Origin of the sequence: Polaromonas sp. (genome assembly GCF_010365105.1) — a bacterium.
Lineage (GTDB): Bacteria > Pseudomonadota > Gammaproteobacteria > Burkholderiales > Burkholderiaceae_C > Polaromonas.
This window is the reverse complement of record NZ_JAAFGZ010000010.1, coordinates 114,796-129,489: the sequence shown is the minus strand read 5'-3', so window position 1 is coordinate 129,489 and position 14,694 is coordinate 114,796. Positions and strand designations below refer to the sequence as shown.

Genomic DNA, 14,694 nt, shown 5'->3' with positions numbered 1-14,694 from the left:
CTCCGCCGCTGCGCGGGTCGCTGCCCCCCGAGGGGGCTGCTGCGCCTGCGGCCCGGCAAAGCCGGTTCCGCGGCCCCTGCCGGGTTGGGGAATGGTGCCCCCACGCTTCCCACTGCGTGTGGTTCGTTGACGCCCGTGGAGCCTGCTGCGCCTGCGGCACGGCCGAGCCAGTTCTGCGGCCCCTGCCGGGTTGGGGCGGCTGCCCGTGCGCGCCATGAAAGGTTCGCCTTTTCCATCCCCGCATGGCTCCTTCTCCCTTTGGGAGAAGGCTGGGATGAGGGCTTTCCCCGGCCCATAGCGATTGCACAGTCCGCTGACAACTGCACAGGAGAAGCCCCATGAGCCGTTTGGTTGTTGTTTCCAACCGCATCGCCGACCCGCGCAAGTCGGCGGGTGCCGGTGGCCTGGCGGTGGCGCTGGGTGATGCGCTGTCGGCCAATGGCGGGCTGTGGTTTGGCTGGAGCGGCACGGTGGTCGAAAACGGCACGCCGGGCGAAGGCGAGGTGCATACCCACCATTCGGGCAATGTCACGCTGACCACGGTGGACCTGTGCAAGGAAGACCACGACAGCTACTACCTGGGCTACAGCAACGGCGTGCTGTGGCCGGTGTTCCATTACCGGCTGGACCTGGCCGACTTTGACGCCGGCTACATCGGCGGCTACCGGCGCGTGAACAAGCTGCTGGCGCGCAAGCTGATGCCGCTGCTCAAGCCCGACGACCTCATCTGGGTGCACGACTACCACCTGATCCCGATGGCGGCCGAGCTGCGCGCCATGGGCTGCAAGAACCGCATCGGTTTTTTCCTGCATATTCCGCTGCCGCCGCCGCTGATCCTGGCCGCCGTGCCGCAGCATGAATGGCTGATCCGCTCGCTGTTTGCCTATGACCTGGTCGGCTTCCAGGCCCAGGCGGATGTCGAGCATTTCTCCCGCTACGTCGGCAAGGAAGTCGGCGCCGAGACGCTTGACGAGCACCAGTTCCGCGCCTTCGGCCGCAAGGTGCAGGCGCAGGCCTTTCCCATCGGCATCGACGTGGACGAATTCGCCGCGCTGACGCATGCCAAGGAAGGCCGCGACATGTACGAGCGCATGAAAAACGAATATTCGCGCCGCCGCATTTTGCTGGGCGTCGAGCGGCTGGACTATTCCAAAGGCCTGCCGCAGCGCGTGAAGGCGTTTCGAGAACTGCTGAAAAACTATCCGGAAAACATCAACAGCGCCACCCTGATCCAGATCGCTTCGCCCAGCCGCGAAGCGCTGGACACCTATGCCGACCTGCGCCAGGAACTGGAAAGCCTGTGCGGTGCCATCAACGGCGACTACGGCGAGCTGGACTGGATGCCGGTGCGCTACATCCACCGCAACGTCGCCCGAAAGCGGTTGCCGGGGCTGTACCGCGTCGCCGACGTGGCGCTGGTCACGCCGCTGCGCGACGGCATGAACCTGGTGGCCAAGGAATTCATCGTCGCGCAGGACCCGGCCGACCCCGGCGTGCTGGTGCTGTCGCGCTTTGCCGGCGCGGCCGAGCAGCTCAAGGAAGCCATCCTGGTCAACCCCTACGACGTGCACGGCACGGCCGAAAGCATCCAGCTGGCGCTGCAGATGCCGCTGATTGAACGCCAGCGGCGACACCAGCAGTTGCTGGAGCGGGTGCGCAACCAGGACGTGCACTGGTGGCGAAAGACCTATCTGGACGCGCTGGCCGCCTGCGAGCCGGATTAGCGCCGGCGCAGCTCACACCGCTTCAGGCCACCAGTGCCAGCGCGGCGTAGTCGCCCACCTTGTCGCCCAGGCCCGCAGGCACCAGCGTGCAGCCGTCGGTCAGCGCGGGCAGCTTGCCCTGGATGTTCGCCTGCAGGCGTGGCAACAGGAAGTCGCGGTGGTGCCAGAACACGCTGCCGCCCAGGCTGATGCGCTCCAGGTCGAGCAGCACGATGAGGTTGTACAGCGCCCGGCCCATGACCCGGCATATCTCATCAATAATGGTGTTTGCGCTTGTATCGCCTGCCTTGGCAGCTATCAAAATACTAGCAGCATCGGGATAAGCCGAAAACCGGCGCGGCAAGGCGTTGCCGGCCACCAGCGCCTCGACATCGCCGACATTGCCGCAGCCGCACAGCGCGTCATCGTTGTCGCTGACAAAGATGTGGCCCGCGTGGCCGGCGTTGCCGTTCTTGCCGCGCAGCACCCGGCCATCGACGCACAGGCCGGTGCCGATGCCGGTGCTCCAGGTCACGTAGGCGCAGTTGGCGATGCCCTGCAGCGCGCCCCAGCGGCGTTCGGCCTGCAGCGCGGCCACGCCGTCGTTCTCGACCACCACATTGGCAAAAACCTCGCGCAACGGCGCTTCGAGCAGCGCCGTGGTCCAGTCGTTGGGCAGCCCGCGCCCGCTGCCTGCCAGGCCGCCGCAGATATTGGGCGTGGCCAACTCGACCAGGCCCTGGCGCATCACGAACGGCCCGCAAGACGCCACGCCGACCGCCGCGATGTCGCGCGGGCTGATGTGTGCGTCATCGCAGCTCGCGCCAATCATGCGCAGCACCTGCCGCGCCAGCGAATCGGGCGCGCCTTCCTTGACCGTCGGCTCGACGCGCCGGCCCAGCGCCCCGCGCACATCAACCACGTTGACCGCGACCTTGGTGCCGCCGATATCGACGCAGGCCACGGGCGCCGCGCCGTCAGGCAGGCGAAGTTCGGGTGGCATGGCCAGGGAAAGTGACGGAGCATTCATGGCAGGCGGGTCCTTGGTGTCAGATCAGATCAGATCAGATCAGCTGGCTGACCAGGCTGGCGACAAAGCTCAGCAAAATGGTGGTGGTGACCGGAATGAACCATTCGCGGCCAAACAGGCGAAAGCGCAAATCGCCCGGCAGCTTGCCAAAGCCGAGTTTTTGCAGCAGCGGTGAAACCCAGCTGATGAGCATCAGCGCGAGAAAGATGACGATGAACCAGCGGATCATCGGTACAGCTTACAGCGTATGCAGCCGGTCGCCCGCCGCGAAACCCAGTGGCGTCCAGACCGGCTGGCCCTTGGCGCCAAAGGCTATCACCTTGAACAACTCGCCCATCTCGTGCTCGTTGACCAGCTTTTGCGCCATGGCGCGCTCGGCCAGCGAAGCGTCCTGCAGTCCGTCCAGCAAACCGCAGTTCAGCAAGAACCGCCCCTGGCTGGTGTAGCCCAGCACTTCGAGCCCGGCGTCCTGCCCGGCCAGCGCAATGCCGGTGAAGTTGACGTGGGCGGTGATGTCCTTTTCGCCAACATCGGCCAGCGCGTCGCCGTCAGCCAAATGCGCACGGTGGCACATCACCGTGCCCATGCTGCGCTGCGGGTGGTAATACTCGTGTTCGGGGAAGCCGTAGTCGAGCAAAAACACGGCGCCCGCCTCCAGCCGGTCGGCCAGCGTGCCCATGAAACCTTCGCCCTGCGGATGGATCTCGGTGAGGTAGTCGTGCGTGCCGGGAATTTCCAGCGGCGGGCGCAATTCGGTTGGCATGTCGGCGGGGGTGAAACGGCCCTGGTGCAGCGCCACCCCGCGCTCGTGCCAGACACCGTTCAGGCGCGCCAGCAGCTTGACCGGCATGGCATCGAGCACTTCGTTGCCCAGCACCACGCCGCGCATCCGGGCAGGCAACCCGGTTGCCCACGCCACCTTGCCGGCGTGCGCCGCCAGCCGCGTGCGCTGGCGTTCGCGCAAGGCGCTGGAGAGATCGACAATCGTGTAACGCGCGACCTGGTCGCCCAGCGTGTCGAGCAGCTGCTGCGCCAGCGCACCCGAACCGGCGCCGAATTCCCAGATTTCGTGGGTTCCTGACGCTTGCAGCGCCTCGGCCAGCTGCCGCGCCAGCGTGCGGCCGAAATGCGGCGACAGCTCGGGCGCAGTCACGAAATCGCTACCGCCGGCCTGCGCGCCATCGATCGCACGGGTTTCCGCAGGCATCCGTCCGAATTTCTGCGAGTCGTTGGCGTAGTAGCCCAGGCCCGGCTGGTAGAGCGCCAGCGCCATGAAGACATCAAAACCCAGCCAGCCGCCAGCCTCGTCAATCGCCTTGGCTATCAGGGTTTGCAGGGTGGTCGTTAAAATAGAGGGGTTCGTCATGTTTGTCACCAAACCTGATTGTCTGCGATTCCCCCTGCCCTTTGGCCGCCCTCCTGACCTCACCTTTTGCGCCATCCGATGACACCTTCTCTGCCCCGACCCGTGGTCCTTGTGACCGGCGCTGCCTTGCGGCTGGGCCGCGAAATCGCGCTGACACTGGCAGCCGCTGGCTGGCAGGTGGGGGTGCATTACCGCAGCTCTGCAGAAGACGCTCTTAAAACCGTAGCTGACTGTGACCGCCTGACGAGCGGATCGGCCGCTTTTGATGCTGATTTGTCAAACGAAGCCGCCGTGCGCGGCCTGCTGCCCCGCGTCGTCCGGCATTTTGGCCGCATCGATGCGGTGGTCAACAGCGCCTCGACCTTCGAGCACGACAGCGCCGCAAGCTTTGGCTTTGCCGCGCTGGACAAGCACCTGCACAGCAACGCCGGCGCGCCCATTTTGCTGGCCCAGGCGCTGCATGCGCATGTCGTGTCGCGCGCCACACCCGACCATGCCGGCCAGTGCGCGGTCGTCAACCTGCTGGACCAGAAGCTGTGGAACCAGAATCCCGATTTCTTCAGCTACACGCTGTCAAAGGCCGCACTGGAAGCGGCCGGAACCATGCTGGCGATGGCGCTGGCGCCGCAGGTGCGGGTGGTCGGCGTCGCGCCCGGCCTGACGCTGACCAGCCATCTTTTGAGCGACGCGGAGTTCGCCGCGCGCCACAAGCTTTCGCCGCTGGGCCGCTCGTCCACGCCGGCCGATGTGGCCAATGCGGTGAAATTTGCGCTGGAGAATTCTTCAATCACCGGCACCACGCTGCTGGTCGATGGCGGCCAGCACCTGATGCGCTTCGAACGCGATTTTTCGCTGATGTGAGCCTTGCCACGTCACAAGCGTCGGCAATGGCTGACAGACCCCTTTCATTACCTATTACAGACTGTCAACATGTTCACCACCCGGGGCACCCAGATCCTGAACCTCACCGGCTTGCGCTTTGACGCCAACCTGGGCATCCTGGAGCACGAAAAAAACGCGCCACAACCGATCCAGGTCGATGCCGAACTCAACCTGGGCACGCAGCCGCTGCTGCCCCACGACGATGACATTCACCATGTGCTCGACTACCGCAAGGTACGCCAGATCATCATCACCGAATGCACCGCCGAGCATGCCAACCTGCTGGAAAGCCTGATCGGCAAGCTGGCGCACCGGCTGATGCAACTGCCCGGCGTGCTGGGCGTGCGCGTGAAAATTGCAAAACTTGAAATCTTTGACGACTGCGAAGTGGCCATTCGCGTCGAGACAGGACAGTGGTGAACGGCATGAATGCACTCTGGATAGACGAACAACTTGAGACTTCAGCCCGCGTGCAGAACTCGATGAAGATCGAGCGCGAGGACCACAAGCTGGAAAAGCGCCTGTGCCGCGAGGTCGGGCGGGCGATTGTCGATTTCAACATGATCGAGGAAGGCGACAAGGTCATGGTCTGCGTGTCGGGCGGCAAGGACAGCTACGCCATGCTGGACATTTTGCTGAAATTGCAAAAGCGCGCGCCCATCAACTTTGAGCTGGTCGCCGTCAACCTCGACCAGAAGCAGCCCGGCTTTCCCGAGCATGTGCTGCCCGAGTACCTGGCCAGGCTGGGCGTGCCGTACCACATCGAAAACCAGGACACCTACAGCATCGTCACGCGCGTGATTCCCGAGGGCAAGACGCTGTGCTCGCTGTGCTCGCGGCTGCGGCGCGGCATTTTGTACCGGGTGGCGGGCGAACTCGGTTGCACAAAAATAGCGCTCGGCCACCACCGGGACGACATGCTGCAGACCTTCTTTTTGAACATGTTCTTTGCCGCCAAGCTCAAGGGCATGCCGCCAAAATTGGTCAGCGACGACGGCAAGAATATCGTCATCCGGCCGATGGCCTACGTGACCGAGAAAGACCTGACGCGCTGGGCCGAAGTGCAGGACTTCCCGATCATTCCGTGCACGCTGTGCGGCAGCCAGGAAAACCTGCAACGCAAGCAGGTCGGCAATATGCTGCGCGACTGGCAAAAGCAGTATCCCGGTCGCATCGAGAACATGTTTTCCGCGCTGCAGAACATCGTGCCGTCGCACCTGATGGACAGCAAGCGCCACGATTTCAAGGGCATCAGGACGACCGGCGTGGCCGACCCCGAAGGCGACAAGGCCTTCGACGCCGAGGAGTTCACGGAAGTCGTCCCTCCGGGCCGGGCCGTGATCGGCATCAGCCCGCGAACGTCCAGCTGACCGTTTTTTTCACTGATTCCTACAGGAGGCCTTATGAAACGAGCAATTGCCGCCATTTTTTCAATTGCCATGCTGGGGTTTTTCATGGTCGGCTGTTCCGGACTGCAGCTGGTTGAAAACAATGTCACCGCATTCCACAGCTGGAACGCGCCGCCGCCCGGGCCCGGCACGCCCTACCGCTTCGAGCGCCTGCCGTCGCAGCAGGTGAGCGCCGCCTACCAGGACCGCGTCGAGGAAACCGCACGCGTCGCGCTGGCCAGGGTCGGGATGGAACTGAACCCGGCAGCGGCGCGCTTCAGCGTGCAGGTGCGCGTCAGCACCCAGGTGATCGAAGCCCTGCCCTATGGCCCCGGTTATGACGGCTTCGGATTTGGCATGCCCGGCGTTTTTCTGGGCGGCGGCAACCGGGGCGCGGCCTTCGGCCTCTCCTTCCCGCTGGGTTATTCAGCGCCCAGCCCCTACTTTCACCGCGACCTGACGCTGCTGGTGCGCGACCTGGGCAACAGCCAGGTTGTTTTTGAAACCCGTGTCACCAACGACGGCATTCAGAACGAGTCGCCTGCGGTGCTGTCGGCCATGCTGGACGCGGCGCTGCAGGGCTTTCCGCAACCGCCGCCGGGGCCACGCCGCATCAGCGTCCAAATACCCAGATGAATGTGGCCCCCACGCTCCCCACTTCGTGTGGTTCGCTGCCCCCCGAGGGGGCCGTTGCGCCTGCGGCCCGGCGAAGCCGGTTCCGCGGCCCTGGCTGGGTTGGAGCGCCCACGCTTTGCGCACTGCACTTTTTTTCTTCGCATGTTTTGTGAACGTACCCTCACCCCATGATTGAACCGACCCGCATCATTGCCATCCGCCATGGCGAAACCACCTGGAATGTGGACACCCGCATCCAGGGCCGCCTTGACATTCCCCTGAACGCCACCGGCCGGGTGCAGGCAGCCCGCATGGCGCGGGCGCTCAGGCATGAGCCGATCGCGGCGGTGTACGCCAGCGACCTGGTGCGCGCCTGGGAGACGGCGGAGTACCTGGGGCGCGCACACGGGCTGCCGGTCAACGCTGAAACCGGCCTGCGCGAACGCGGTTTTGGCGACTTTGAAGGCAAGACCTTTGCCGAGATCGAAGCCCTGCTGCCCGACCAGTCGATGCGCTGGCGCAAGCGCGATCCGGAATTCGCCCCCGCCGGCGGCGAGTCGCTGGTGGACCTGAACCGCCGGGTGGTCGAGGCCGTCGAGCGGCTGGCCGCCAGGCATCCGGGCGAGCTGATCGCGGTGGTCGGCCACGGCGGCGTGATGGATGTGCTCTACCGAGCGGCCACGCGCCTGCACATCCAGGCGCCGCGCACCTGGACGCTGGGCAACGCGGCCATCAACCGCCTGCTGTGGACGCCGCAGGGCTTCAGCCTGGTCGGCTGGGCAGACACCCAGCACCTGGACGACGAATCGCTGGACGATGGTCTGTTCGCCGCCGGACCGGCTGTTGCGGGCGCAGGCACCTGATGGGCAAACTCACTGTGCACCTGTCCGGATTGATCGGCAAATCCGTCCAGGACATCGACACCCCGGCGCTGGTGATAGACCTGGACGCCATGAAACGCAACCTGGGCCGAATGGCAGAATTTGCGCGAAAGCACCAGGTCCGCTGGCGCCCGCATGCCAAGCTGCACAAAAGCGTGCTGCTGGCGAAGATGCAGGTCAAGGCCGGCGCCGTCGGCGTGTGCGTGCAGAAGACCGCCGAAGCCGAGATCATGGTTGCCGGCGGGGTACACGACGTGTACATCAGCAACGAGGTGATCGCGCCGGCCAAGCTCGCGCGGGTGGCGGCCCTGACGCAGGCAGTCGCCGCGCATGGCGGACAGATCGCCATTGCCGTGGACAGCCGGGAAGGCGTGGTCCGGCTGGCTCAGGCGATGACCGACGCCCGGACGGGCGCGCACAACGGCACGCCCAGCGCGGCCACGGTAATTGACGTGTTTGTCGAGATCGACGTCGGCCAGGGCCGCTGCGGCGTCCAGCCCGGACCGGACGCGGTCATGCTGGCTCTGGAAATCCGCAAGCATCCGGCATTGCGTTTTGCCGGACTGCAGGCCTACCACGGCAAGGCCCAGCATCTGCGCAATGTGCAGGAGCGGCGCATGGCCTCGGCCAGTGCCATGAAGGCGGTCGAGCTGACCTGCCAGTTGCTCAAGGCCCAGGGCATTGCGCCCGGGCTGGTGACAGGCGCCGGAACCGGCAGCTTCGCGCTGGAGGCCGCCAGCGGCATTTACGGCGAGCTACAGGCCGGCTCCTTCATCTTCATGGATGCCGACTATGCGCAGAACCAGCGCGACCCGGTGCAGCCCTATTTCGAGCATTCGCTGTTCGTCCGGACGCAGGTCATCAGCCGCAACGCCAGCCACGCGGTATGCGACGCCGGCCACAAAAGCCACGCCATTGATTCGGGCCTGCCCCGGGTGCATGATTTCGATGGCCAGGGCGGGCTGGACTACTTCAACGGCGGCGACGAACACGGCATCTTGCGGCCCTCGGCCGGCCACGACCGCCTGCCCGACCTGGGCCAGCCGCTCTGGCTGATTCCCGGCCATTGCGACCCGACGGTGAACCTGCACGACGCGATGATCGGTGTCAGCGGCGGGCTGAAAAGCGGCACCGTCGAACGCATCATCCGGGTGGATGCGCGCGGGGCGATGACCTGAAATTCAAGTAAAAAGTGGCTTTTACGCAATGCGGCCGGTCGCAAGCAGCTATCAAATAAATAGTAAATGCCACTTATTACGGCATCACGGCAAGGTGAAACAAGGCCGTGATCGTTTTTCATGCGGATTGCAAAGCGCCGTCAAATCCCCCCGCCAGGAAAAGGCCACGCAGTCAGCCATCTGGATGCATTCCGGATGCAGACCCCGGACGGTCAGGCGGGAGACGTTCAGCCATTGCAACGACTTCATACTGAATTTACGCCTTCCTCCAGCATGTAAGACAGGCGCCGGTGCGTCGAAATCTCAGGCTTGCCGAAGCGTGCGAAATGCTCGCACGTCCTACAGTGCAGGGCCGGGGGACTGCGTATGATCAAACCCAATGACTGGAGACTGATCTTGAAAAACGTTTTTGCCATGCTTGCGGCCTGCTGCCTGACGATGTCGGCCCATGCCGGCTGCTACAGCGTGTACAACCCTGCCGGCAGCCTGATCCACCAGTCCAGCGACGCACCGGTGGACACACGGTATGAATACCACCGGACCGTGCCTCAGCGCTTTGGCCGGGGCGCGACGCTGGTGTACGTCAACGATGACCAGGGCTGCCCAGGAGTGGGCACGCTGGCCGGCGTGTCGGACACCGTTACTGGCCGGACCGCAGGCAGGGGCGGAACCGAGGTGCGTCCGCGCCGGGCAGACAGGGGCTGAACCGGCGGTCGGGCGGCTTGAAGGTATTGCCTCGCGACAGGGACGCCAGTATCGTTGAGGGTGCAACCAACTCAGAGGAGCCCGACATGCCCGACCATCCAATCCCCTTCAAACCCCTGGACCCCGGTCGCATCGACATCATCGACCGGGAGGAACTTGCGTACTGGAGCAAGGAATTGCACTGCACCGAGCCCGAACTGGCACAAGCGGTGACCCAGGTCGGCGAACACGTCACGGCCGTGCGCGAGTATCTGGCGTCGCACCAATAAGCGCAGCGGAGCATGTCATCTTCCGTCACGAAAAATGCCATGCCGACTGTTGAAGTGCCCGCCAACGGCTTGTTTTTTCTGCGCTTGTTCAAGCCGATGGCCTGGACATGCCTTGCCGCATCCGCTTGTCTGAACGCGGCGGCGCAGGATAAAACCGGCGGGAATCTCCCAACGGTCACGATCTCCGCCAAGGCGAACCCAGACCCTGTCGAAAAATCATATCGAAAAATGATCAGGGGAATGGACCTGTTCGAGCAGGAGCGCGGCCTGCACTCCCCCGACGCATCGCTGCGCTTCAAACTGCTGCCGCGCCGGCCGGACACCGACATGCAGCGCATCGAAATGGAAGTGGTTGGCACCACGGTGGATTTTGTGGTGCCGATTGCGCCGGACCAGACCTTCACGCTGGCGCGCAGCCAGCAGGCCTACGACGAAAATGCCCAGGTGTCGCCCAACCGCAGGGCGCAAAGCATGACCTGGCGCAGCGAGATCAAAACGCCCGGTCTGCCGCCCTACACGCGGCGCCTGGGCGACCTGCGGATGGAATGCCGGGTGGGCATGGAAGCCGGCCTGATTTCCAACCGGAGCAACATCGTGGGCCGGATGGTCAAGGCCTTGCTGGACACGCCGGCCTACTGCGACCGGCAGGCGCCGCTCTACCTGTTCTTTGCCGACCGGCCGCTGTTCAGCGTCACGCTGGTCGCCGGCCAGCGGCGCGAAATCCTGCCTATCGACATGCTCTACGCGGCCGCCAGCGACGATCCGAAGCTAAAGGACGAACTGCCCTATTGCGATTGCGAGGTGCTGGTGGACCGTACCTATGTGCTTCCGCTGGGCGACCGCAGCTGGCCTGACGACACGCGGGTCGAATTTGAGTACATGGAGGATGAATGAGGGTTGGCTCCGTGCTGCCTTGGCTGTTGACCGTGTGCCTGTGGCTGGCCGGTTGCGCCGGGCCGTTCGGCCCTGCGGGCACGACCGGCCCGTTTCGTGATTCCGGCCTGTCGATGCAGGCCGCGAGCGGGGCAGTCGTGATTGGCCAGTCCCGCAAAGCAGATGTGGTGGCGGCGCTTGGCCCGGCCACAGTGGTCCGGTTCGACAGCGCCTATGAGGTCTGGGTTTACCGAAGCAATCCACTGAGGAGCGAGCCGAAGAATGCCGAATTCGTCATTCTGTTCGCACCGTCCGGGATCGTGAAAAAAATGCGGATTCGGCCGGCATATGTCCGGCAGAACTGGTGATCCGATCCGCACATGGGCGCAACGCCGTGCATTGCCTTGCCTTGCCGTCTCATGGAACAAAAATCCGGATCTCTTTCTGCATCATGACCGCTGGAATGAACTGGCGCTGGCCGGTCGTGTACAACAGAAAACGTGCAGCCCGACCATAAGGGCTTGGAAGTCCATCACAAGATACCTGTGGCAAAAAAGGGGCACATCCCGTTCAGCCTGCACCATCAGTGTGCATAGCAACAAGCCTGATCGTTTCACTGAGGTTCCGCCCAAAAAAACTCATCCGCAACTGCATGCACTTCCTTCCGGGCAGGTAGCTGGAAAAAATCTTCCCTTTACTTGGGAAATTTCGACAAGACAAGGCCATCCCAATGCATGGCAAGGGTTCGCCCTAATGGAAGTCGAGTCACTCCTGTCTAGACTGGCGCAACAATTGCTATGTAAAAATTACACATAAGTGAAAATTTAACACGCTACGCCCATAGACATGAGTCAGCCCCCTTCCCCCACTGCCGAAGCCCCAGCCGAACAAATCGAGCCATGGAAAGCTACGCCTGTATCTCCTGCGTTTCCTGCGCAGCGGATCAATTCCGTGATTGACCTCTGGCTGGGAGAGCAGGTGCGCCACCGCAGAAAAGCGCTGGGACGGCCCCTGCAACAGGTCGCCCAGGGTTGCGGCATTTCAGTCAGCCTGCTCAGCCAGATTGAACGCGGATTGCGCTCGATTTCGCTGCGAACGCTTGAAGCGCTGTCCAACGAGTTGCAATTGCCGCTGGAAACACTCATCCGAAACACCCAGCACGACCAGAACGAAGGCGCATCGGAGCGTGCAGTGGTACGCGCCGGCAAGCACCAGCGCATTGATTTGGGCGACAAGGGCATCCACAAGGAAAAGCTGACGCCGCCGGGTTCGACCGGTGGCGTTGAACTCTACCGGGCCGTGATTGAACCGGGCGGCTCAACAGGCGATGCGCTGTTTTTCACCCACAAAGGCGAGCAGGTCGGCTATGTGGTCGAAGGCCAGCTTGAACTGTTCATCCAGGACCACCTTTACCGTCTGCGGGGCGGCGACAGCTTTTGCTATGACGGCGTAACACCGCGCCGGTGGCGCAACCCAGGTCCCTCGGTCACCACAGTGCTCTGGGCTATTTCCCGCGCGCTGAAGTAGCCGACAACTCTTACGGCCACCCCATGAAACGCCGCCAGGTCTGGCCCCCTTGCAACAGCGGCATGATTTTTTATCTGACTGAAAAAAGGAAACGCACCATGAAACTCGCAACGCTTGCATCGGCTCTTTTTGTGACCTTTACGCTGTCCATGGCCGGCACCGCCTCGGCTCAGACGGTTTTGAAGGTCGGCTCCACGCCAACAGGCACGCCGTTCACCTTCCTGGACACCAAGACCAACACCATTGACGGTGTGATGGTTGACATCGTCAATGCGGTAGGCAAGGAAGCCGGCTTCGGGGTGCAGATCGAGCCCATGCAGTTTTCAGCCTTGATCTCCTCGCTGACGTCCAAGCGCATCGACATGATCTCCGCAGCGATGTTCATCACGCCCACACGCCAGGAGGTGGTGGACTTTTCCTTGCCCATCTACAGCTACGGCGAGGGTGTCGTCGTGCTGAAGCAGGACACAGTCGCCTATCAGAACATGGCCGATCTCAAGGGCAAACGGGTGGGGGTGCAGGTTGGGACCGCTTTCGTCGATCCGCTGCAAAAAAGCGGCCTGTTTTCCGAGGTCAAGCTCTACGAAACAACCTCTGACCTGATGCGCGATGCCAATGCAGGCCGTATCGACGCGGGCGTTCTGGACTACCCCATCGCTGCCTTTGCCGTCGCCAAGGGCCAGTTTCCCAACCTGCGCATGGTCACGACCTTCAAGCCGACCATGGTGAACAGCATCGGCATGGCCACCCGCAAAGGTGACACCGAACTGATGGGCAAGATCAATGCAGCGCTGACCAAACTCAAGGCCAATGGCGTGATCGACGGCATCCTGAAAAAGTGGGGCCTGTGAGTCCCGGCTGAACCCTAAAGCGCTACTTACCGAAAAAGACTACCTATGCTTCAGTTCCTGCACCATGCCCTGGAGTTCATGCCCATCTTGCTACAGGGTGCCTGGCTTACCATTTTGGTAACGCTGGGCTCCCTGCTGCTGTCGACCGTCCTGGGCCTGGTGTGGGCCATCATGCGGGTGTCCGGTATTCCTTTGCTGGCCAATCTGAGCGCCGCCATCATCAATCTGCTGCGCGGTATTCCGATCATCGTGATTTTGTTTTTCCTGTACTTCGTCATGCCTGACGTAGGCATCTCGCTCTCGGCGCTGCAGGCCGGCATTCTTGGACTGGGCATCGCCTACTCGGCTTACCAGGCCGAGAACTTCCGCGCAGGCATTGAAGCAGTGGATCCCGGCCAGCTGGAAGCGGCCAGGGCCATGGGCATGGGCTGGGGGCTGATGATGCGGCGGGTGGTATTGCCCCAGGCCGTCAAGATCGTGCTCCCGCCCTACGGCAACATCATGATCATGATGCTCAAGGACTCGTCGCAAGCCTCGACGATTACCGTGGCTGAACTGGCGCTGCAGGGCAAACTGATCGCCACCTCCACTTTCCAGAACGCGACCGTGTTCACGCTGGTCGCGCTGATTTACCTGGTCATGTGCGTCCCACTGATCCTGCTGGTGCGCCATCTTGAAAAGAAGAACAGGAAATGATTGAAATACGCGAGCTGCAAAAATTCTATGGAACGCACCAGGTTCTCAAGGGCATCAATGCCAGCGTTTCCAAAGGCGAGGTGGTGTGCATCATCGGGCCTTCAGGCTCGGGCAAATCAACCATCCTGCGCTGCATCAACGGGCTGGAAAGCTACAGCGGCGGCAGCGTCGAGATTCACGGCCAGCGCGTGGACAATCAGTCTGCCTCCATCAAGGCCATCCGCACCGAGGTGGCGATGGTGTTTCAGCGCTTTAATCTGTTTCCGCACCGCACGGTGCTTGAAAACGTGATTGAGGGGCCGGTCTACGTCAAGGGCGAAAAGCGCGAAACCGCCATCGCGCGGGCCCGCGAACTGCTTGCCAGCGTGGGACTTGCGGAAAAGGAAAGTGCGCATCCACCGCAACTGTCAGGCGGCCAGCAACAACGTGTCGCGATAGCGCGCGCCCTTGCCATGCAGCCTGAAGCGATTCTGTTTGACGAGCCCACGTCGGCACTCGACCCTGAACTGGTGGGCGAAGTGCTGGGCGTGATGCGCAAGCTGGCCGAAGCCGGCATGACCATGGTCGTGGTCACCCACGAGATGCAGTTCGCCCGTGAAGTGGCCGACCGGGTGATTTTCATCGACGGCGGCATCATCGTCGAGCAAGGCCCGTCAAAAGAGGTGCTCAACAACCCGCAAAACCCACGTACGCAGGACTTCCTGCGGCGTGTTCTCCACCCCATGTAAAG

General features: G+C 63.0%; 19 protein-coding genes. 16 read left to right on the top strand and 3 right to left on the bottom strand.

All coding sequences use genetic code 11. The features are described 5' to 3' along the window. The first annotated feature begins 338 nt into the window (after positions 1–338). Positions 339–1,724 carry an alpha,alpha-trehalose-phosphate synthase (UDP-forming) gene (otsA, locus tag GZ092_RS09230; RefSeq protein WP_293636099.1) on the top strand — a complete coding sequence of 462 codons (1,386 nt, stop codon included), beginning with the start codon at positions 339–341 and terminating at the stop codon, positions 1,722–1,724. 22 nt (positions 1,725–1,746) lie between these two features. Here otsA and GZ092_RS09225 read toward each other — a convergent pair whose 3' ends face one another. The 3 genes from GZ092_RS09225 to GZ092_RS09215 form a co-directional block, all read right to left on the bottom strand. Continuing rightward, positions 1,747–2,706 (bottom strand): ROK family protein, encoded by a 960-nt coding sequence (locus GZ092_RS09225; RefSeq protein WP_293636153.1) that lies wholly within the window; start codon positions 2,704–2,706, stop codon positions 1,747–1,749. A 61-nt stretch (positions 2,707–2,767) separates the two neighbouring features. Then, positions 2,768–2,962 carry a DUF2905 domain-containing protein gene (locus tag GZ092_RS09220; protein ID WP_293636098.1) on the bottom strand — a complete coding sequence of 65 codons (195 nt, stop codon included), beginning with the start codon at positions 2,960–2,962 and terminating at the stop codon, positions 2,768–2,770. A gap of 9 nt (positions 2,963–2,971) precedes the next feature. Next, a complete protein-coding gene (locus tag GZ092_RS09215; RefSeq protein ID WP_293636097.1) occupies positions 2,972–4,099 on the bottom strand; it encodes an SAM-dependent methyltransferase in 1,128 nt (375 codons plus the stop codon). A gap of 78 nt (positions 4,100–4,177) precedes the next feature. Here GZ092_RS09215 and GZ092_RS09210 point away from each other — a divergent pair, with 78 nt between their 5' ends. The 15 genes from GZ092_RS09210 (at position 4,178) to GZ092_RS09140 (ending at position 14,692) form a co-directional block, all read left to right on the top strand. Beyond that, on the top strand, positions 4,178–4,960 hold the full coding sequence (locus tag GZ092_RS09210) for an SDR family oxidoreductase (protein ID WP_293636096.1): 783 nt from the start codon (positions 4,178–4,180) through the stop codon (positions 4,958–4,960). A 69-nt stretch (positions 4,961–5,029) separates the two neighbouring features. Next, positions 5,030–5,401, top strand: a complete 372-nt coding sequence (locus GZ092_RS09205; protein WP_293636095.1) for a dihydroneopterin aldolase — start codon at positions 5,030–5,032, stop codon at positions 5,399–5,401. A gap of 5 nt (positions 5,402–5,406) precedes the next feature. Further along, the gene (gene ttcA / locus GZ092_RS09200; protein ID WP_293636094.1) at positions 5,407–6,351 is read left to right on the top strand and encodes a tRNA 2-thiocytidine(32) synthetase TtcA; all 945 of its coding nucleotides are present in this window, start codon (positions 5,407–5,409) and stop codon (positions 6,349–6,351) included. Between the two features lie 33 nt (positions 6,352–6,384). Next, positions 6,385–7,005 carry a DUF4136 domain-containing protein gene (locus GZ092_RS09195; RefSeq protein WP_293636093.1) on the top strand — a complete coding sequence of 207 codons (621 nt, stop codon included), beginning with the start codon at positions 6,385–6,387 and terminating at the stop codon, positions 7,003–7,005. 167 nt (positions 7,006–7,172) lie between these two features. Continuing rightward, the gene (locus tag GZ092_RS09190; protein ID WP_293636092.1) at positions 7,173–7,847 is read left to right on the top strand and encodes a histidine phosphatase family protein; all 675 of its coding nucleotides are present in this window, start codon (positions 7,173–7,175) and stop codon (positions 7,845–7,847) included. Then, the gene (locus GZ092_RS09185) at positions 7,847–9,043 is read left to right on the top strand and encodes a DSD1 family PLP-dependent enzyme (RefSeq protein WP_293636091.1); all 1,197 of its coding nucleotides are present in this window, start codon (positions 7,847–7,849) and stop codon (positions 9,041–9,043) included. The genes GZ092_RS09190 and GZ092_RS09185 overlap by 1 nt, the downstream gene beginning before the upstream one ends. A 396-nt stretch (positions 9,044–9,439) precedes the next feature. Continuing rightward, complete coding sequence (locus tag GZ092_RS09180) at positions 9,440–9,748, top strand: hypothetical protein (protein WP_293636090.1); 309 nt, start codon at positions 9,440–9,442, stop codon at positions 9,746–9,748. Between the two features lie 86 nt (positions 9,749–9,834). Further along, on the top strand, positions 9,835–10,017 hold the full coding sequence (locus tag GZ092_RS09175; protein WP_293636089.1) for a DUF3606 domain-containing protein: 183 nt from the start codon (positions 9,835–9,837) through the stop codon (positions 10,015–10,017). A 39-nt stretch (positions 10,018–10,056) separates the two neighbouring features. Next, on the top strand, positions 10,057–10,911 hold the full coding sequence (locus tag GZ092_RS09170) for a hypothetical protein (RefSeq protein WP_293636088.1): 855 nt from the start codon (positions 10,057–10,059) through the stop codon (positions 10,909–10,911). Between the two features lie 11 nt (positions 10,912–10,922). After that, on the top strand, positions 10,923–11,258 hold the full coding sequence (locus GZ092_RS09165) for a hypothetical protein (protein ID WP_293636087.1): 336 nt from the start codon (positions 10,923–10,925) through the stop codon (positions 11,256–11,258). Beyond that, complete coding sequence (locus tag GZ092_RS09160) at positions 11,239–11,706, top strand: hypothetical protein (RefSeq protein ID WP_293636086.1); 468 nt, start codon at positions 11,239–11,241, stop codon at positions 11,704–11,706. The genes GZ092_RS09165 and GZ092_RS09160 overlap by 20 nt, the downstream gene beginning before the upstream one ends. Before the next feature lie 30 nt (positions 11,707–11,736). Next, the gene (locus GZ092_RS09155) at positions 11,737–12,417 is read left to right on the top strand and encodes a helix-turn-helix domain-containing protein (protein WP_293636085.1); all 681 of its coding nucleotides are present in this window, start codon (positions 11,737–11,739) and stop codon (positions 12,415–12,417) included. A gap of 98 nt (positions 12,418–12,515) precedes the next feature. After that, positions 12,516–13,268: an ABC transporter substrate-binding protein gene (locus GZ092_RS09150; RefSeq protein WP_293636084.1), complete on the top strand. Its 753-nt coding sequence runs from the start codon at positions 12,516–12,518 to the stop codon at positions 13,266–13,268. Positions 13,269–13,313: 45 nt separating this feature from the next. Beyond that, complete coding sequence (locus tag GZ092_RS09145; RefSeq protein ID WP_293636083.1) at positions 13,314–13,964, top strand: amino acid ABC transporter permease; 651 nt, start codon at positions 13,314–13,316, stop codon at positions 13,962–13,964. Beyond that, positions 13,961–14,692: an amino acid ABC transporter ATP-binding protein gene (locus GZ092_RS09140; protein ID WP_293636082.1), complete on the top strand. Its 732-nt coding sequence runs from the start codon at positions 13,961–13,963 to the stop codon at positions 14,690–14,692. The genes GZ092_RS09145 and GZ092_RS09140 overlap by 4 nt, the downstream gene beginning before the upstream one ends. Positions 14,693–14,694 lie beyond the last annotated feature (2 nt).